General features: G+C 66.3%; 12 protein-coding genes. 7 read left to right on the top strand and 5 right to left on the bottom strand.

Annotated elements, in window-relative coordinates:
- Positions 1–15 precede the first annotated feature (15 nt).
- Complete coding sequence (locus AB6730_RS14225) at positions 16–636, top strand: response regulator (protein WP_371024262.1); 621 nt, start codon at positions 16–18, stop codon at positions 634–636.
- 1 nt (position 637) lies between these two features.
- Here the strand turns inward: AB6730_RS14225 and AB6730_RS14220 are convergent, their stop codons facing one another.
- Both AB6730_RS14220 and AB6730_RS14215 read right to left on the bottom strand, forming a co-directional pair.
- Entirely contained in the window at positions 638–1,135 is a 498-nt protein-coding gene (locus tag AB6730_RS14220) for a hypothetical protein (protein WP_371024261.1), read from the bottom strand.
- Between the two features lie 68 nt (positions 1,136–1,203).
- Positions 1,204–2,178, bottom strand: a complete 975-nt coding sequence (locus AB6730_RS14215; RefSeq protein ID WP_371024260.1) for a GlxA family transcriptional regulator — start codon at positions 2,176–2,178, stop codon at positions 1,204–1,206.
- Positions 2,179–2,273: 95 nt separating this feature from the next.
- On the opposite strand from AB6730_RS14215, the gene AB6730_RS14210 reads away from it, so the two are divergent.
- The 4 genes from AB6730_RS14210 (at position 2,274) to bla (ending at position 7,237) form a co-directional block, all read left to right on the top strand.
- Positions 2,274–2,912 carry an HD domain-containing protein gene (locus AB6730_RS14210; protein ID WP_371024259.1) on the top strand — a complete coding sequence of 213 codons (639 nt, stop codon included), beginning with the start codon at positions 2,274–2,276 and terminating at the stop codon, positions 2,910–2,912.
- A gap of 67 nt (positions 2,913–2,979) precedes the next feature.
- Positions 2,980–5,196 carry a TonB-dependent receptor family protein gene (locus AB6730_RS14205; RefSeq protein ID WP_371024258.1) on the top strand — a complete coding sequence of 739 codons (2,217 nt, stop codon included), beginning with the start codon at positions 2,980–2,982 and terminating at the stop codon, positions 5,194–5,196.
- Position 5,197: 1 nt separating this feature from the next.
- The gene (locus AB6730_RS14200) at positions 5,198–6,283 is read left to right on the top strand and encodes a PepSY-associated TM helix domain-containing protein (protein ID WP_371024257.1); all 1,086 of its coding nucleotides are present in this window, start codon (positions 5,198–5,200) and stop codon (positions 6,281–6,283) included.
- 150 nt (positions 6,284–6,433) lie between these two features.
- Positions 6,434–7,237 carry a subclass B3 metallo-beta-lactamase gene (gene bla / locus AB6730_RS14195; protein ID WP_371024256.1) on the top strand — a complete coding sequence of 268 codons (804 nt, stop codon included), beginning with the start codon at positions 6,434–6,436 and terminating at the stop codon, positions 7,235–7,237.
- 303 nt (positions 7,238–7,540) lie between these two features.
- On the opposite strand, the gene AB6730_RS14190 is transcribed toward bla, so the two are convergent.
- Positions 7,541–8,437 carry an acyltransferase gene (locus AB6730_RS14190; protein ID WP_371024255.1) on the bottom strand — a complete coding sequence of 299 codons (897 nt, stop codon included), beginning with the start codon at positions 8,435–8,437 and terminating at the stop codon, positions 7,541–7,543.
- Between the two features lie 47 nt (positions 8,438–8,484).
- The gene (gene ligD / locus AB6730_RS14185; protein ID WP_371024254.1) at positions 8,485–11,034 is read right to left on the bottom strand and encodes a DNA ligase D; all 2,550 of its coding nucleotides are present in this window, start codon (positions 11,032–11,034) and stop codon (positions 8,485–8,487) included.
- 141 nt (positions 11,035–11,175) lie between these two features.
- On the opposite strand from ligD, the gene AB6730_RS14180 reads away from it, so the two are divergent.
- Positions 11,176–12,123 carry a fimbrial protein gene (locus tag AB6730_RS14180; RefSeq protein WP_371024253.1) on the top strand — a complete coding sequence of 316 codons (948 nt, stop codon included), beginning with the start codon at positions 11,176–11,178 and terminating at the stop codon, positions 12,121–12,123.
- Here AB6730_RS14180 and AB6730_RS14175 read toward each other — a convergent pair.
- Entirely contained in the window at positions 12,114–13,694 is a 1,581-nt protein-coding gene (locus AB6730_RS14175) for an MFS transporter (RefSeq protein ID WP_371024252.1), read from the bottom strand. The two genes, AB6730_RS14180 and AB6730_RS14175, sit on opposite strands and share 10 nt — an antisense overlap.
- A 120-nt stretch (positions 13,695–13,814) precedes the next feature.
- Here AB6730_RS14175 and AB6730_RS14170 point away from each other — a divergent pair, with 120 nt between their 5' ends.
- Positions 13,815–14,294, top strand: coding sequence for a VOC family protein (locus tag AB6730_RS14170; RefSeq protein WP_371024251.1), 480 nt, complete (start codon positions 13,815–13,817; stop codon positions 14,292–14,294).
- The last annotated feature ends 86 nt before the right edge of the window (positions 14,295–14,380 follow it).

The raw sequence follows: 14,380 nt of genomic DNA, 5'->3' as shown, positions 1-14,380 counted from the left end.
TCCCGCGAGCCGATCATGCCGTCCATCCGCATCATGACAGTCGACGACCATCCCCTCCTGCGCGAAGGCATCGCCGCCGTGATCGAGGGGCAGGAGGGGTTGGAGTTGGTGGCCGAGGCGAGTTCGGGCGAGGAAGCCATCGAGCGTTATCGCACGCACCGCCCGGACCTCACCCTGATGGACCTGCAGATGCCCGGCATGGGCGGGATCGCCGCCATCGAGGCGATCCGCGCCGAATTTCCCGAGGCCCGCATCCTCGTGCTCACGACCTACCGTGGCGACGTACAGGCGCTGCGCGCGTTCCGCGCCGGGGCTCAGGGCTACCTGCTGAAGAGCGAGCTGCGCAAGGACATGCTGGTCACCATCCGCCAGATCATGGAAGGCAAGCGCCGCGTCCCCGAGGAAATCGCCCAGGAAATGGCCGGCCATGCGGATGACGACGAACTCACGCCGCGCGAAACCCAGGTGCTCACCCATGTCGCCCGGGGCGAGGCAAACCGCGACGTCGCCACGGCCCTCGGTATCGCCGAGGAAACGGTGAAGGCGCACATGAAGAGCATCCTGGCCAAGTTGCAGGCGAACGACCGCACGCATGCGGTGGCCATCGCCCTGCGCCGGGGCATCATCGAGCTCTGAGTCAGGAAAGGGCCGTGGGTTGCTCGAAGGGCAGCGGCGTCGCACCCGTCGCCACGACAGCCCGGTCGGCCCGATCGCCGGCCTCTCCCTCGCCGTCGACCACCACGAGGATGCGGCCGGCCTCGATCTCGCCCTCGAACTTCTGCCGGACCGGGTCGGGCGAGGACGCGCCCATCAGCGCGTTGGTCCATGCGCCGACCAGGGCCCCGGCCGCGCCCACGGCCACGGCACCGGCCAGGGTCACGCCCAGGGGAGGGATCGCCATGCCGACCAGACCCGCCACCAGGCCGGTCGCCCCGCCTTCGGCAAGGCCGCGAACGGCGGCCGGCTTGAAGTCGGTGTGCTCGTCCTTGCGATTCTCCGGGATTTCCTCCAGTTCGATATCCGAGCGCGCGATCAACGAAAGGTCCTCGTCGGCGACACCCGATGCGCGCGCGGCTTGCATGGCCGAGCGGGCGTGGTCGAGGTCGGCGGTGCTGTAGACGCGGCGGGTTTTCATCGCGGGTCCTCGGCGGTGGGCTCGGGACATGGTTCCGCCGGGCGGGTCGAACCGGTGTGACGGAGGGGTCAAGCCCGTACGTGCGCGTGACGCTTGCGGTATTCGGCCGGGGTGACCCCGACCCGGCGCATGAAGGCGCGGCGCAAGCCGTTGACGTCGGCATAGCCACAGCGCGCGGCCACCCGCTTCGGGCTTTCATGACCATGCTCCAGCAGGCGGCGTGCCGCCTCCACCCGCATCGACTCGACGAAGGCGGCCGGCGTCATGCCCACTTCATGCTGGAAGATGCGCGCGAAATGCCGGGCGCTCATGCCGACGCGCGCCGCCATGGAGGCCACCGAATGGTCTTCGGCGGGGTGGGCCACCACGTAGCGTTGCAATTCCTGCAGGGCGCCGCGTCCCGCAGGCGCCGCGTCGCCATGTCGGCTGAATTGCATCTGCCCGCCGGGCCGCCGGTAGAACACGACCAGCTCGGCCGCCACCGCCATGGCGATGTCGCGCCCGAGGTCTTCCTCGACCAGGGCCACCGCGAGATCCATGCCGGCCGTTACACCGGCCGCCGTGCATACCGGGCCGTCGCGAACGACGAAGGCATCCGCTTCGACCTCCAGCGATGGATGCCGCTCGGCCAGCAAGGCCGCCACGCGCCAGTGCGTGGTCACGCGGCGGCCGTCGAGCAAGCCGGTACGGGCGAACAGCAACGCGCCGCTGCAGATCGAGCCATAGCGGCGCGCCCTTTCGCTGTGTCGCCGCATCCACGCCACCGCCGTCAGGTCCACGGCGGCGCGCGGCAGGTCGGGCGAGCCGGCGACCAGCAAGGTGTCGAGGTGAACGATGTCGTCGAGCACGCTGTGGTCGGGCAGGAAGTGCAGCCCGGACGAGGCGGCAACGGCCAGCGGCGCCATGCCGACGGTGATCACCCGGTATACCTCGCGGCCCGCCTGGCGGTTGGCTTCCGCGAAGACGTCCGCCGGGCCCGCGACGTCCAGCATCTGCACGCCGGCCGGAGCGAGGATGGCGATGGTCAGGGGCGGCGGCTGCATGGCGCGCAATATGGCTGTAATTGATATATCGAGTCAAATCATGACAGGGCCGGCGCGCGGTGCAATGGTCTCCCATCCCACGAGGCTTCCCCGCCATGACCACCATCGCCGGCATCGCCATTCCCGACAGCGCCCTGGCTCGCGAGATCACCGAACTGGTCCGCGACACCGAAACCGACCTGCTCTACCACCACTCGCGCCGCGTATTCCTGTTCGGGGCCTTGGCAGGCAAGGCCAAGGGTCTCGCCTACGACCCGGAACTGCTCTACGCCGCCGCGATGTTCCACGACATGGGCCTCATGCCCGGCCATGCGAGCAAGACCGAACGCTTCGAGGTGGATGGCGCCAACGCCGCGCGGGCGTTCCTGACCGGCAAGGGCATCGCGCGGGACCAGATCGACCTGGTCTGGGCTTCGATCGCCCTGCACACCACCCCGGGCATCCCGCAGCACATGAAGCCCGAGATCGCCCTGCTGACGGCCGGCGTGGAAATGGACGTGCTCGGGCTCGGTTTCGACAGCGTCCAGGGCGCCGATCGCGAGAAGGTCGTTGAAGTCCATCCCCGGGGGCCGTCCTTCAAGACGGGCATCGTGGATGCCTTCTACAACGGCATCCGCGCCAAGCCGGAGACCACCTTCGGCAACGTCAAGGCCGATGTCATGGCGTACAAGGAGCCCGGGTTCCAGCGCACCGATTTCGTCCAGTGCATCCTGCATAACCACTGGCCCAGCTGAGCGCGGATTGCTCTGATAATCATTCGCACTTACGATGGCGGCCTTTCGCTCATAGCAAGGCCGCCTCATGCGTTTCCGCCCCACCACCCTCGCCCTGGCGCTCGCGGGCGCCTTTGCCGCGCATCCGGCGGCAGGCCAGGATGTCCCGCCGCCCGCGCCGTCCACCGACCTGGAAGGCGTCAAGGTGGTCGGCAACTGGTTGGGGGAAGCGGCCAGCAACACGGTGGCGAACCATCCGGGCGCTCGCACGGTGGTGCGCCGCGAGGAACTGCGCGAAGCGGGTGCCGTGAACCTGCGTGACGCCCTGCGCCGCATTCCCGGCGTGCAGGTGCAGGAAAGCAACGGCACGGGCGGCAGCGATGTCTCGCTCAACGTGGGCGTGCGGGGACTCACCTCGCGCCTTTCACCCCGCTCCACCATCCTGCTCGACGGGGTGCCCATCGCCGTGGCGCCCTACGGCCAGCCCCAGGTGTCCATGGCGCCGGTCGGTCTCGGCAACCTGCAGGCGGTCGACGTGGTCCGCGGCGGCGGGTCGGTGCGTTATGGGCCGCAGAACGTGGGCGGCATCATCAACTTCGTGACGCGCGACATCCCGCAGGCCTTCGGCGGCAGCGCCGGCGTGCAGATGCAGGGCGGGGAGCACGGTGGCATCCGCACCAACACCAACGCCTTCGTGGGCGGCACGATGGACAACGGGCTCGGGCTCGCCCTGCTCTACAACGGCCTGCACGGCCCGGGCTTCCGCGAGCACGAGGACAACGAGAGCATCGACGACGTGATGCTCAAGGCGAAATACGCCTTCTCCCCCGAGGACACGCTCACCGGCAGCATCCATCACTACGACGGCCAGGCCGGCATGCCCGGCGGCCTGAACCAGGCCGACTACGACGCCGACCCGTTCCAGTCCCGCCGTCCGTTCGACGATTTCCACGGCCGCCGCACGGACTACGTGCTGAAGTACAGTCACGTCGACGACCGCCGCAGTTTCGAAGTGCAGACGTACTACTCGGACAGCTTCCGCGGCAGCCACATCGAGACGATCACGCAGAACGCGAACGGCAGCTACACGCACCAGCTCATCGCCTATCCGCGCAATTACCACGTGTTCTCCATCGAGCCGCGCTATTCGCAGCTGTTCGACTGGGGCCAGGTCACCCATGAGATCGGCGTCGGCTATCGCTATACCAGCGAGGCGATGCACGAGCGCACGCTGCGCAACAACCGCTACGTCTCCAACTTGCCCTATACCCCGTACGACAGCTTCCCCTACGGCGGACCTTATGTGCTGTCCGGCAACAACACCGGCAGCAACGAAGCGCATGCACTGTATGTCGACGACACCATCAACGCGGGAAACTGGACGATCACCCCGGGTATCCGCTATGAGCGCATCGACAGCGAATGGCAAGCGCATCCGAGTGCGACGGTGGTCGTCAGGGGTCCGACCGGGCGAACGAAGGACTACTCCAAGCCGCTGCCATCGCTCAACGTCATCTACCACTTGAGCGACGCGTTGAAACTCTACGCGAACGCGGAAACCTCGTTCGGTTCGCTGCAGTACTTCCAGATCGGGCAGAAGGATTCGAACAATCAGTTCGCGGCCGGGTTGAAACCCGAGACGGCGCGCACGTACGAGATCGGCACGCGCTACGACACGAAGGCGTGGGGCGGGGAGATTTCCTTGTTCCGCATCAACTTCGATCACGAGTTGCAACTGGTAGGCAAGTTGCCCAATGTGCCGGACTCGTACGAAGGATGGACCAGCCTCGGCGCCACGACGCACAAGGGTATCGAGTCCGCCGCGCATGTCGACCTGGGTGCTTTCAGCGATGCGCTGGACGGCCTCACGCTATGGGGTACGGCCACGTACACCCACGCGTTCTACAAACACGGCTCGTTCGAAGGCCGCGACTTGCCGTTCTACTCACGGCGCACGGCCAACCTCGGCTTGCGCTATGGCATCGCGCAGTGGACGTTCAACCTCGACGCGTTCGCGCAGTCGAAGCAGCATTCGCCGGGTTCGCCTAGCTTCGATCCCGCGAACCCCACGGAATACATCACCGAGCCCTCGCCCGAAGGTGACCTCGGTGACATCCCCGGCTGGACGACCTGGAACGCCCGCGCCGAATACGCGTTCGGTCCGTCGGCATCGAACCTTCGCCTCGGCGTCGGTGTGAAGAACCTCACGGACAAGCGTTACTTCACGCGCTCGACCGACAACAACGATGGTATCTACGTCGGGCTGCCGCGCACGTACTTCGTACAGGCGTCGGTGGACTTCTGACATGACGCCGTCGCCACGCCGCTTCCGCTCCGCGTTGAAGACCCTGCACCTCTGGCTGGGGCTCAGCCTGGGCCTGTTGCTGGCGCTGGTGACGCTGTCGGGCAGCGTGCTGTTGTTCGAGCAGCCGCTGTTCGCCGCGGGACATCCCGAACTGGCATCGCGTCCCTTGCCGGATCTTGCGACACAAGGCAGATCCTTGCAGGCGATCCTTTCATCGTCAGAGGGCAAGGGATTGCGCGGGCTGTCATTGCCCGATGCGGAACTGCCGGTATGGGAAGCGCAGGAACGCGGCGGCAACCGCAGTTACTTCGATGCGAGCACGGGCGAACTGCTGCTGCGCCGGAGCAAATCCGGCGACGGGCTGCTTATCCTGCTCGACTGGCATACGCATCTGTTGACCGGCGAAGTGGGCGAGACGGTGCTCGGCGTCGTCGCCTGCACGGGATTGTTCATGCTGTTTTCCGGCGTGTGGCTTTACTGGCCCGGACGCCGGCGCGCGCTGAAGCACCTGAAGCCCCATGCGAATCCGCCGGTGTTGCGCTGGGCGAGTTTCCATCGTTTCGTCGGCGTCTCCGGCTTGCCCCTGCTGATCGTGATGATCGGTACGGGAACGACGATGGCCTACCGTGGCGCCGTGCGTAGCGGCCTTACCGCGGCATTCGGCGAGCCCGCACCGGCGAAGCCACCCAGGCTGTTGCCCACTCGGACACCGATCGATTGGGCGGCCGTGCTCCAGGCTGCACAGGCCGCGGCGCCGGAAGCGCAACTCACGCGCCTGACCCTTCCTTCCAAGGACAATGGCGGCGTGGTGCTGCGTATCCGCCGTCCCGGCGAGTGGAACCTGGCCGGACGCAGCTCGTTGTGGATGGACCCTGGCACGGCAGCGGTGATCGGCGGCGTGGATGCGACGAAACTCGGGCCGGGCGGACGCCTCGCCGATGCGCTGTTTCCGATCCATTCGGCCGCCGTGGGCGGCATGGCCTGGCGCGTGGTCGCCTGCTTCACCGGGCTGCTTCCGACGTTCCTGCTGGTAACCGGATTCCTCTTCTGGCGCGCACGCAAACGCCGGAGACCCCCTTCCCCCTGAAACGCTCCACCCCATGGAAGCCCCTCAGTCCTGTGGGAGCCGCTTCAGCGGCGAAAGCTGCGCACACGCCCGCGGTTCGCCCCGATATCGACCCGCTGTCGCCCGGTGATCCCCTTTATCCTGCCTCCCGTCTTCCAAGGGGAACTCCACATGCGCCGCATTCCGCTCGCCCTCACCGCTCTCGCCGCCTGCACCGCCTTGCCCGCCATCGCGGCGGACAACGGAGACTGGACCACACCCGTGGCGCCGCACAAGATCTACGGCAACACCTATTACGTCGGCACGAAGGGCCTCTCGGCCATCCTGGTCACGTCGCCCCAGGGTCATGTGCTGATCGACGTGCCGATGTCCGACAACGTCCCGCTCATCGAGGCGAACATACGCAAGCTCGGTTTCCGCGTGGAGGACGTCAAGCTCGTGCTCAACTCACATGCTCACTTCGACCACGCCGGCGGTATCGCGCAGTTCGCGAAGGACAGTGGGGCGACGGTGCGCGCCACGGCCGCCGGTGCGAACGAGATGAAGCTCGGCGGTGACGACGCCACCGATCCTCAGCACGGCGAGGCACCGTTGTACGCGAAGGTGGATGCCGTCGGTGATGTCGCCGATGGCACCGTGGTCCGCATGGGCAAGCTCGCGTTGACCGCACACATCACACCCGGACACACGCCTGGTGGTACCGCATGGACATGGACATCGTGCGAGGGCACGGCCTGCAAGACGATCGCCTATGTCGACAGCCTGTTCGCCTTCTCCGCCGATGGCTATCGCTACAGCGACCATCCTTCTTACGTGGCGGAGTATCGCAAGACCTTCGATCGCGTCGCGGCGTTGCCCTGCGACATGCTGGTCACGCCGCATCCTTCGCAGGGCGAAGGGAAGACGTGCGCGGCGTACGCGGAGGCCGGTCGTAAACGACTGGACGAGAAAGTCGCCGGGGAAGCCAGGCGATAAGCCTGTAATCCCGCAGGATCACCTCCTGCAAAAGACCACCAAGCTGCAGAAGACTACCAAGCTGCAAAAGCTCTCAAGGTGGGAGCTTTCAAGATGGGAGCCGACCCTGTCGGCGATGGGTGCTAGCCTCAACCCGGCCCGCTGCCGCGGGATCGCCGACAAGGTCGGCTCCCACAGGGTCGATTCATAAGTGATCTGCTCAATGCTGTTGTGGGAGCCGCTTCAGCGGCGATGGGTGCTTGCCATAACCTGGCCCGCTGCCGCGGGATCGCCGACAAGGTCGGCTCCCACCAGCATTCGCTGCTACAGGGGCTTTACCAGCATGGCGGCGATGCGCGCGTCTTTCTCGGCCCAGAGCTGGTTCACCCAGGCCTGGAAGCGTTCGCGGAACGCGTCGTCGTTTTCGTAGTCGCCACGCAGCGAAGGGAGGATCGGCAGGCGGCGAACGTGGATGCGGATCTCGCGGATCCGGCCGGCGATCATGTCCATCATCGTGCTCGGGCCGCCGGGATACACGATGGTGACGTCGAGCACCTGGCGGATCGCGTCGCCCATGGCGTCGATCACGAAGGCCACGCCGCCGGCCTTCGGGCGCAGGAGGTGGGTGTACGGCGATTTCTGCGCGTCGTGCTTGGCCGGGGTGAACCGGGTGCCTTCGGTGAAGTTCATGATCGACACCGGCAGGTGCCGGAATTTCTCGCAGGCGCGGCGGGTGGCTTCGCGGTCCTTGCCACGCAACTCCGGCCGCGCTTCGAGCTGCTGCCGCGAATGGCGTTTCATGAACGGGAAATCGAGGGCCCACCACGCCGGTCCGAGCAAGGGCACCCAGATGAGTTCGCTCTTCAGGAAAAAGCGCATGAACGGAATCCGGCGGTTGAAGATCTTCTGCAACGCGGGAATGTCGACCCAGCTCTGGTGGTTGCACACCACCAGATAATTCTCACGCTGGCCGAGGTCCTCGATCCCCTCCACCTGCCACCGCGTGCGCGTGAATGCGCCGAATAGCCAGCCATTGAACCCCAGCCAGCTTTCCGCGATCCATACCAGTACGGCACCGATGGAGCGGCGCAGTGATGCGATGGGAACCACCAGGCGCAGTCCCGTCACGACGAGCAGCGGCAGCACGTGGCACACCGTGCTGACGAACAGCAGGATGCAGGCGAGGGGGACGCGCAGGAAGACAGGCAGGTTGGCGAACATGGAAGGGCAGATGGCGAAGGAATGCCGAGTCTACAGGGCGCGGCGGGTCAGGTACCCAGCTTCTCGTTCACCGAGGCCAGGTCCTGGCGAACCTTGTCTATCCCGTCCCACGGGTCTTTCTTCAATCGCGCAAGACGCTTCGGCACGCTGCGAAGGTCGAACGCGTTGCCGGATTTGACCTTGCCCAATTCCTCCCAGCGCAAGGGCACCGCCACCGGCGCCCCCGGGCGGGAGCGTAGGGAATACGAGGCCACCGCCGTGGCGCCTCGCCCGTTGCGCAGGTAGTCCACGTAGATCTTCCCGCGCCGGAAGCGCTTGGTGGCGGTCGCCACGAATTCCAACGGATGCAGCGCCGCCATCGCTTCCGCGAAGCCACGGGCGAATGTCTTCACGGTGTCCCAATCGGCACCGGGATTGAGCGGTACGACCACATGCAACCCCTTGCCGCCGGTGGTGCGCAAGAAGGAAACCAGTCCGAGTTCGTCGAGGAATCCCCGCACCATGCGAGCCGCCGCGACCACCCGCCGCCAGTCCACGTCTTCGCCGGGATCGAGGTCGAACACCACGCGGTCGGCCAGGTCCGGCGAGTCCACGTGGGAACCCCATGGATGGAATTCCACCGCACCGAACTGGACGAGTTCGATCATGCCCGCCTCGTCACGCGGATACAGGTACACCGCCTGCGCCCCCGTCTCTTCTTTCAGTTTCGCCGTGCCCACGTGCTCCAGTCCGGCCATCACGTGCTTCTGGAAGAAGCAGGGAGAACCGATGCCACCCGGGCACCGGATGGTCGAAGTCGGCCGGTCGGCGATCGCGGGAAGCATCCATGGCATGACGGCCCGGTAGTAATCCACCACGTCCTGTTTGGTGATTCCATCGTCGGGGAAGACCACGCGATCGGGGTGGGTGATGACGATCGTATCCTCGGTCTTTGTCTTCGTTGTTCCCTTCGTTCCCTTCGTTCCCTTCGTCGCGAGCGCCGGTGCGGCGCGGTCGGAATCACGCAGGTCCGCCGGCGACTTGTCGACGCGCAATGCCTTCAGGCTAGGCTGGCGCAGCAGGTTCTGGTTGCCTATGCCACGGTAGTAGACCTCCGCGACCGCCGTCGGCGGCACCCAGAGCGCGCCACGCAGGGCGGGATCGATCTGCGCGATCTTCACCGTCGGTTTTTTCGTTCCGCCCTTCGCCAGCGTCTTGCCGAGCATGCGCAGCATCTCGTCCGTGAAGCCCGTGCCGACGCGACCGACATAGGTCCAGCCGCCTTGGGCATCCGGACGGGCCAGCAGCAGCGATCCAAAGACCAGGCGGGAACCTTTCGCCGGCGTGTAGCCAACCACGGCGAACTCATCGCTTTCGAGTCGCTTGATCTTCTGCCAGTCGTCGCCGCGCCCGGCGTGATAACCGCCGTCCGCGCGCTTGGAGATGATGCCCTCCAGCTTCTGTTCCATCGCCATGGCGAATACGTCGTCGCCGTGGCCGACGTTGTGCCCGCTATAGGCGAGGTGCGCGGGTGCATGCGCGAGCAGGCGCTCCAGCAGTGCCTTGCGCTCGGATAGCGGCACGCGCGTGAGGTCGTAGCCCTCCAGGTAGGGCAGGTCGAACAGCATGTACACCAGCGGTGCCTGCGCTTCGCCCGACAAGGTGCGTTGCAGGGCGTTGAAATCGCTGCGCCCCTGCGCATCGAGCGCGATCAATTCGCCGTCCAGCCGCAGGCTGTCCAGCCCGAGGCCCTCGATGGCTCCGACGATTTCCGGAAGGCGGTCGTTCCAGGGCAGGGCGTTGCGCGACCAGAGCATCGCCTTGCCCTTGGCCATGCCCGCGAGGATGCGGTAACCGTCCCACTTCACCTCGTGCAACCAGCCGTCGCCCTGTGGCGGTGACTCGCGAAGACGGGCGAGCTGCGGCGCGAAGAAGTCGTTGCTAGCGCGTGCCTTGCGGGCTCCATCCAGCGCGGCCGCCGCCTTGGCAAGGGTGGCGGCTGACACCTTGCGCGTCTTTGGCGGCGCCTTTTTACGCGAGGTGGATTTCTTCGCCGCGGCGCGCAAGCCGGGTGTCGTCGCCGCGCGGCGCGTGCTCTCGCGCATCTTCTCATCCAGCAGGTCGTCCGCTTCCACGTCGCCTGCGTAGGCATCGTCCGCCTTGATCAGGAACCACGCGGGCTGCCGCTCCTTCTTCGCGCCGCGCACGAGATGCCATTCGCCCTTGAGGCGCTTTCCGAACAATTCGAAGGTGAGATGACCTTTGCGGATCTGCGCTTCGGCATCGCCTCGCGTGGCCCAGACGCCGCGATCGAACAGGTCGACGTGTCCCTTGCCGTAACCTTCCTCGATGTCGCCTTCGAAGTCGGCATAGGACACGGGATGGTCTTCCACTTCCACCGCCAGCCGCTTCACCTTGGGGTCGTAGCTGGGCCCCTTGGGCACCGCCCAGCTACGCAGCACGTCGCCCACCTGGAGGCGGAAATCGAAGTGCCGGCGCGAGGCGTGGTGCAGCTGCACGACGAAGATGGCCCGATCGCCCCCGGGCGCGGAATCGTCCGGCGCGGGTTCGCGGGTCTTCGCGAAGTTTCGCTTGCGGCGGTAGTCTTGCAGGCTCATGCGCCGATGGTTGGCGAGGCAGGGTGAACGCGCCGTGCAATGCGGCCGCGCGCTGTCATCGCACTTTCAGATTCGTCGTATGGGATGCGTGCCCGCCGGTGGGCAGACTTCCAAGACATATGTCCCCAGGGAAGCCGCTTCATGTCCTTGCCATCCACACACCGGTTCATTCTCGTTGCCACCGTCCTCCTGCTCGCGGCGGGCCAGTCACAGGCGGGATGCCTGGGCCATCCGTCGCAGGGTACGCCGCAACCGCTTTCCTTCGGCACCGTCGAGGCGGCGGTGGATGCGGCGCCGCGCACCGTGCTCGCGGAACGTGTCACCACTGGTTGGGATTCACCCGGTTTCAAATGCATCAAGCCGACGCGTACCGGCAGCCTGGGCGTTTTCACTACCCCCAGCGCGCTGGGGGACGGAATCTACGACACCAATGTGCCTGGCGTGGGTATCCGTATCCAGTTCCACCACAGCGGCCAGGGTGACTTCGTCGTGCCGTATAGCTCACCCAGCCGATGGAGTTTCGACGGCAAGCTGAGCAACGCGCGATTCACCGTGCAACTCATCAAGACGGGGCCGATCCTCGAAGGTGGTTCCCTGACGAGGGGCACCCTGGCCCGGGCCGGTTACGACGGCCAAGCCCAGGTATGGACCGACCTGCTCGATGCGCGCGTGGAACCGCAGCGGCCCACCTGTGCTTTCGCCTCGCGCCGACTGGTCTTCCCGATAGGCAACGTCGAAGGTGGCACGCTCGCCGTGGCCGGAAGCAGTCATTGGGCCACGCAGCAGCTGGTCGCCACGGGATGCACGAACGCCACCCAGATACTCCTGACCTTTGCCGGCGCGGCCGACGAGGCTGATGCCACCCTGTTCAAGCTCACCGGTAGCGGTGCCGCGACGGGCGTCGCCGTGGAAATCCGTAGCGACGATCCCGATACCCAGGCCATTCCCAACAGCGCCGCTCCGCTCATTCTGAGCGCGGTACAAGAAGGCCGGAATTACGGCTTCCGGGCCCGCTACCGCACGACCGGAAAGCCCCTCGCCCCTGGCTCCGCGAATGCGAGTGTCACGGTAAACGTCGCCTATCGTTGAAGGTCGCCATCGACGGAGGCGCTGACCGTCGCCTGCCTGCGACTCAGGCCGAGCGCCGCCACCAGGGCCGAGAGTACCGACAAGGCCGCCGAAAAGAGCATCACCGCGCGGAAGCCCGCGATGAAGGATTCTCCGATGGCGTGTCGCGCGTCGGCATTCGCCACTTGAATGCCGGCCAGCTTCGCGCGCTGCGCCACGATGCCATGCACGGTGTCGCCGTCAAGGTTCAACGTCGCCAACCGGGTATCCAGCGTGGCGTTGAACACCTCGGTCAGCACCACGCCGAACACCGCGATGGCGAGTAACCCGGCGGTGCGCGATATCGCATTGTTGATGCCCGAAGCGGTACCGGCCAACGAGGGATCGAGGGCATTCATCACCGTGGTGGTGAGAGGAGCGACGACGATGCTCATGCCCAACCCGAGCACGCAGCTGGCCGGAAAGAACGTCGTCCAATAGCTTCCGCCAACACCGGGCAATGCGTACAGGACGAAGCCGGCGGCGGTCACGAGCGGTCCCACCATCAACGGCAGCCGGGCGCCGACGTGGTCGACCAGCTGTCCCGTCCAACGAGACAGGGTGAACATGATCACGATCATGGGCAGCAAGGAGGCCCCCGCGCCGGTCGCGCCGTAGCCTTGCACCTGGATCATGTTCAGGGGGACGAAGAACAGGCTTCCACCCAGCGCGGCGTATAGCAGCAGGGTCAGTGCGTTGGCCGCCGAAAAGTCGCGGTTGCGGAACAGGTTCAGCGGCAACATCGGCGTGGTTGCGCGGCGTTCCACCAGGATGAAGGCGACGAGTGCCGCCACGCCTACGCAGGCGGCGCCGGCGACCGACGGGGCGGACCATCCGCGCAGCGGCCCTTCGATCAACGCGAAAACGACGCCCGCCAATCCCAAGGTCGCAAGGACGGCGCCACTGACGTCGAGCTGGCCACTGGCCAGGCCGCCACGGCTCTCGGGCACCCGCCACCAGCAGATCGCCACGAGTGCCACGCCGAGCGGCAGGTTGATCAGGAAGGCCCAGTGCCAGGACACATGCTCGACCAGGTATCCGCCAAGCACCGGCCCGGCCGCCGCCGTGATACCGCTGAAGGCGGACCAGGTGCCGATGGCGGCGCCTCGCCGCTCCTTGGGAAACGCACTGCTGATGAGCGCGAGGCTGCCGGGTACGAGGAGGGCGGCGCCAAGACCCTGGATGGCGCGCCCGCCGATAAGGGCGGCTATGTCCGGTGCCGCGGCACAAACCAGTGAGGCCAGTGTGAATATCGTCGTACCGATCATGAACACGCGACGGCGTCCGAAGCGGTCGCCCAGTACACCACCGACCAGCAGCAAGGCGGACAAGAGCAGGGCGTAGGCTTCCATCACCCATTGCGCGTCCGCCGTGGTGGCGTCCAGGGCTTTCTGGATGGCGGGCAAGGCGACATTGACGATCGTGCCGTCGACGAAGGCCATGCCGGAGCCGACGATGGCGGCGACGAGGGTCCAGCGGCGTGCGGCATCGCCGCAATCGACGGCATCGCCGCTGGCCGCGCGGTCGCCGGGGTAGGGGCCGGGAAGGGTCATGGCGGGCAGCCTAGCGCGTTGGCGGGGGTGATGCCTTGCATGGCACGACCCGCGCGTTGTCGATTTGGTGTATCCCCGTTCGACGAACGAGGGAAAGCCCACCGAACGCAGGAGAATCCCATGTCCCGTCGTTTCCAGCGCATCACGCCCTTCCTCTGGTTCGACACCGAGGCCGAGGAAGCCGCCAACTACTACGTCTCGATCTTCCCCAACTCGCGGATCGTCGGCACGACACGTTATTCCAAGGAAGCGTCGGCGGTGTCAGGCCGGCCGGAGGGCTCGGTGATGACGGTCGCCTTCGAACTGGACGGCCAATCCATCACCGCGCTCAACGGCGGGCCGACGTTCAAGTTCAACGAGGCGGTTTCCCTCGTCGTCCACTGTCACGACCAGGCCGAGATCGATCGTTTCTGGGAAAAGCTATCGGCGGGGGGCGACCCACGCGCCCAGGCCGGCGGCTGGCTGAAGGACAAGTACGGCTTGTCGTGGCAGGTTATCCCGGAAAATATCGAGGAGCTGGTGCAGAACCCCGGCTCCGTCGCTGCCCTGATGCACATGACCCGGCTCGACATCGCCGCGATGAAGGCGGCGGCGACCTGATCGTCGTGCATGCCCGGTGGTGTGACGCGGTCGCGTTGACATGAGCCGTCCACGCGGCGAGAGTCGAACGTCACGCCAGCCGGGGA

It is taken from the genome of Luteibacter sp. RCC_6_2 (assembly GCF_041360655.1).
GTDB lineage: Bacteria > Pseudomonadota > Gammaproteobacteria > Xanthomonadales > Rhodanobacteraceae > Luteibacter.
This window is presented reverse-complemented; position numbering and strand designations above follow the sequence as displayed.

What these genes read in the sequence shown, in the direction of transcription:
- AB6730_RS14205 (WP_371024258.1), top strand. Translation starts at nt 2,980, where the DNA reads ATGCGTTTCCGCCCCACCACCCTCGCCCTGGCGCTCGCGGGCGCCTTT.
- AB6730_RS14210 (WP_371024259.1), top strand. Translation starts at nt 2,274, where the DNA reads ATGACCACCATCGCCGGCATCGCCATTCCCGACAGCGCCCTGGCTCGC.
- AB6730_RS14200 (WP_371024257.1), top strand. Translation starts at nt 5,198, where the DNA reads ATGACGCCGTCGCCACGCCGCTTCCGCTCCGCGTTGAAGACCCTGCAC.
- AB6730_RS14215 (WP_371024260.1), bottom strand. Translation starts at nt 2,178, where the DNA reads ATGCAGCCGCCGCCCCTGACCATCGCCATCCTCGCTCCGGCCGGCGTG.
- AB6730_RS14180 (WP_371024253.1), top strand. Translation starts at nt 11,176, where the DNA reads ATGTCCTTGCCATCCACACACCGGTTCATTCTCGTTGCCACCGTCCTC.
- AB6730_RS14220 (WP_371024261.1), bottom strand. Translation starts at nt 1,135, where the DNA reads ATGAAAACCCGCCGCGTCTACAGCACCGCCGACCTCGACCACGCCCGC.
- AB6730_RS14225 (WP_371024262.1), top strand. Translation starts at nt 16, where the DNA reads ATGCCGTCCATCCGCATCATGACAGTCGACGACCATCCCCTCCTGCGC.
- AB6730_RS14190 (WP_371024255.1), bottom strand. Translation starts at nt 8,437, where the DNA reads ATGTTCGCCAACCTGCCTGTCTTCCTGCGCGTCCCCCTCGCCTGCATC.
- bla (WP_371024256.1), top strand. Translation starts at nt 6,434, where the DNA reads ATGCGCCGCATTCCGCTCGCCCTCACCGCTCTCGCCGCCTGCACCGCC.
- ligD (WP_371024254.1), bottom strand. Translation starts at nt 11,034, where the DNA reads ATGAGCCTGCAAGACTACCGCCGCAAGCGAAACTTCGCGAAGACCCGC.
- AB6730_RS14175 (WP_371024252.1), bottom strand. Translation starts at nt 13,694, where the DNA reads ATGACCCTTCCCGGCCCCTACCCCGGCGACCGCGCGGCCAGCGGCGAT.
- AB6730_RS14170 (WP_371024251.1), top strand. Translation starts at nt 13,815, where the DNA reads ATGTCCCGTCGTTTCCAGCGCATCACGCCCTTCCTCTGGTTCGACACC.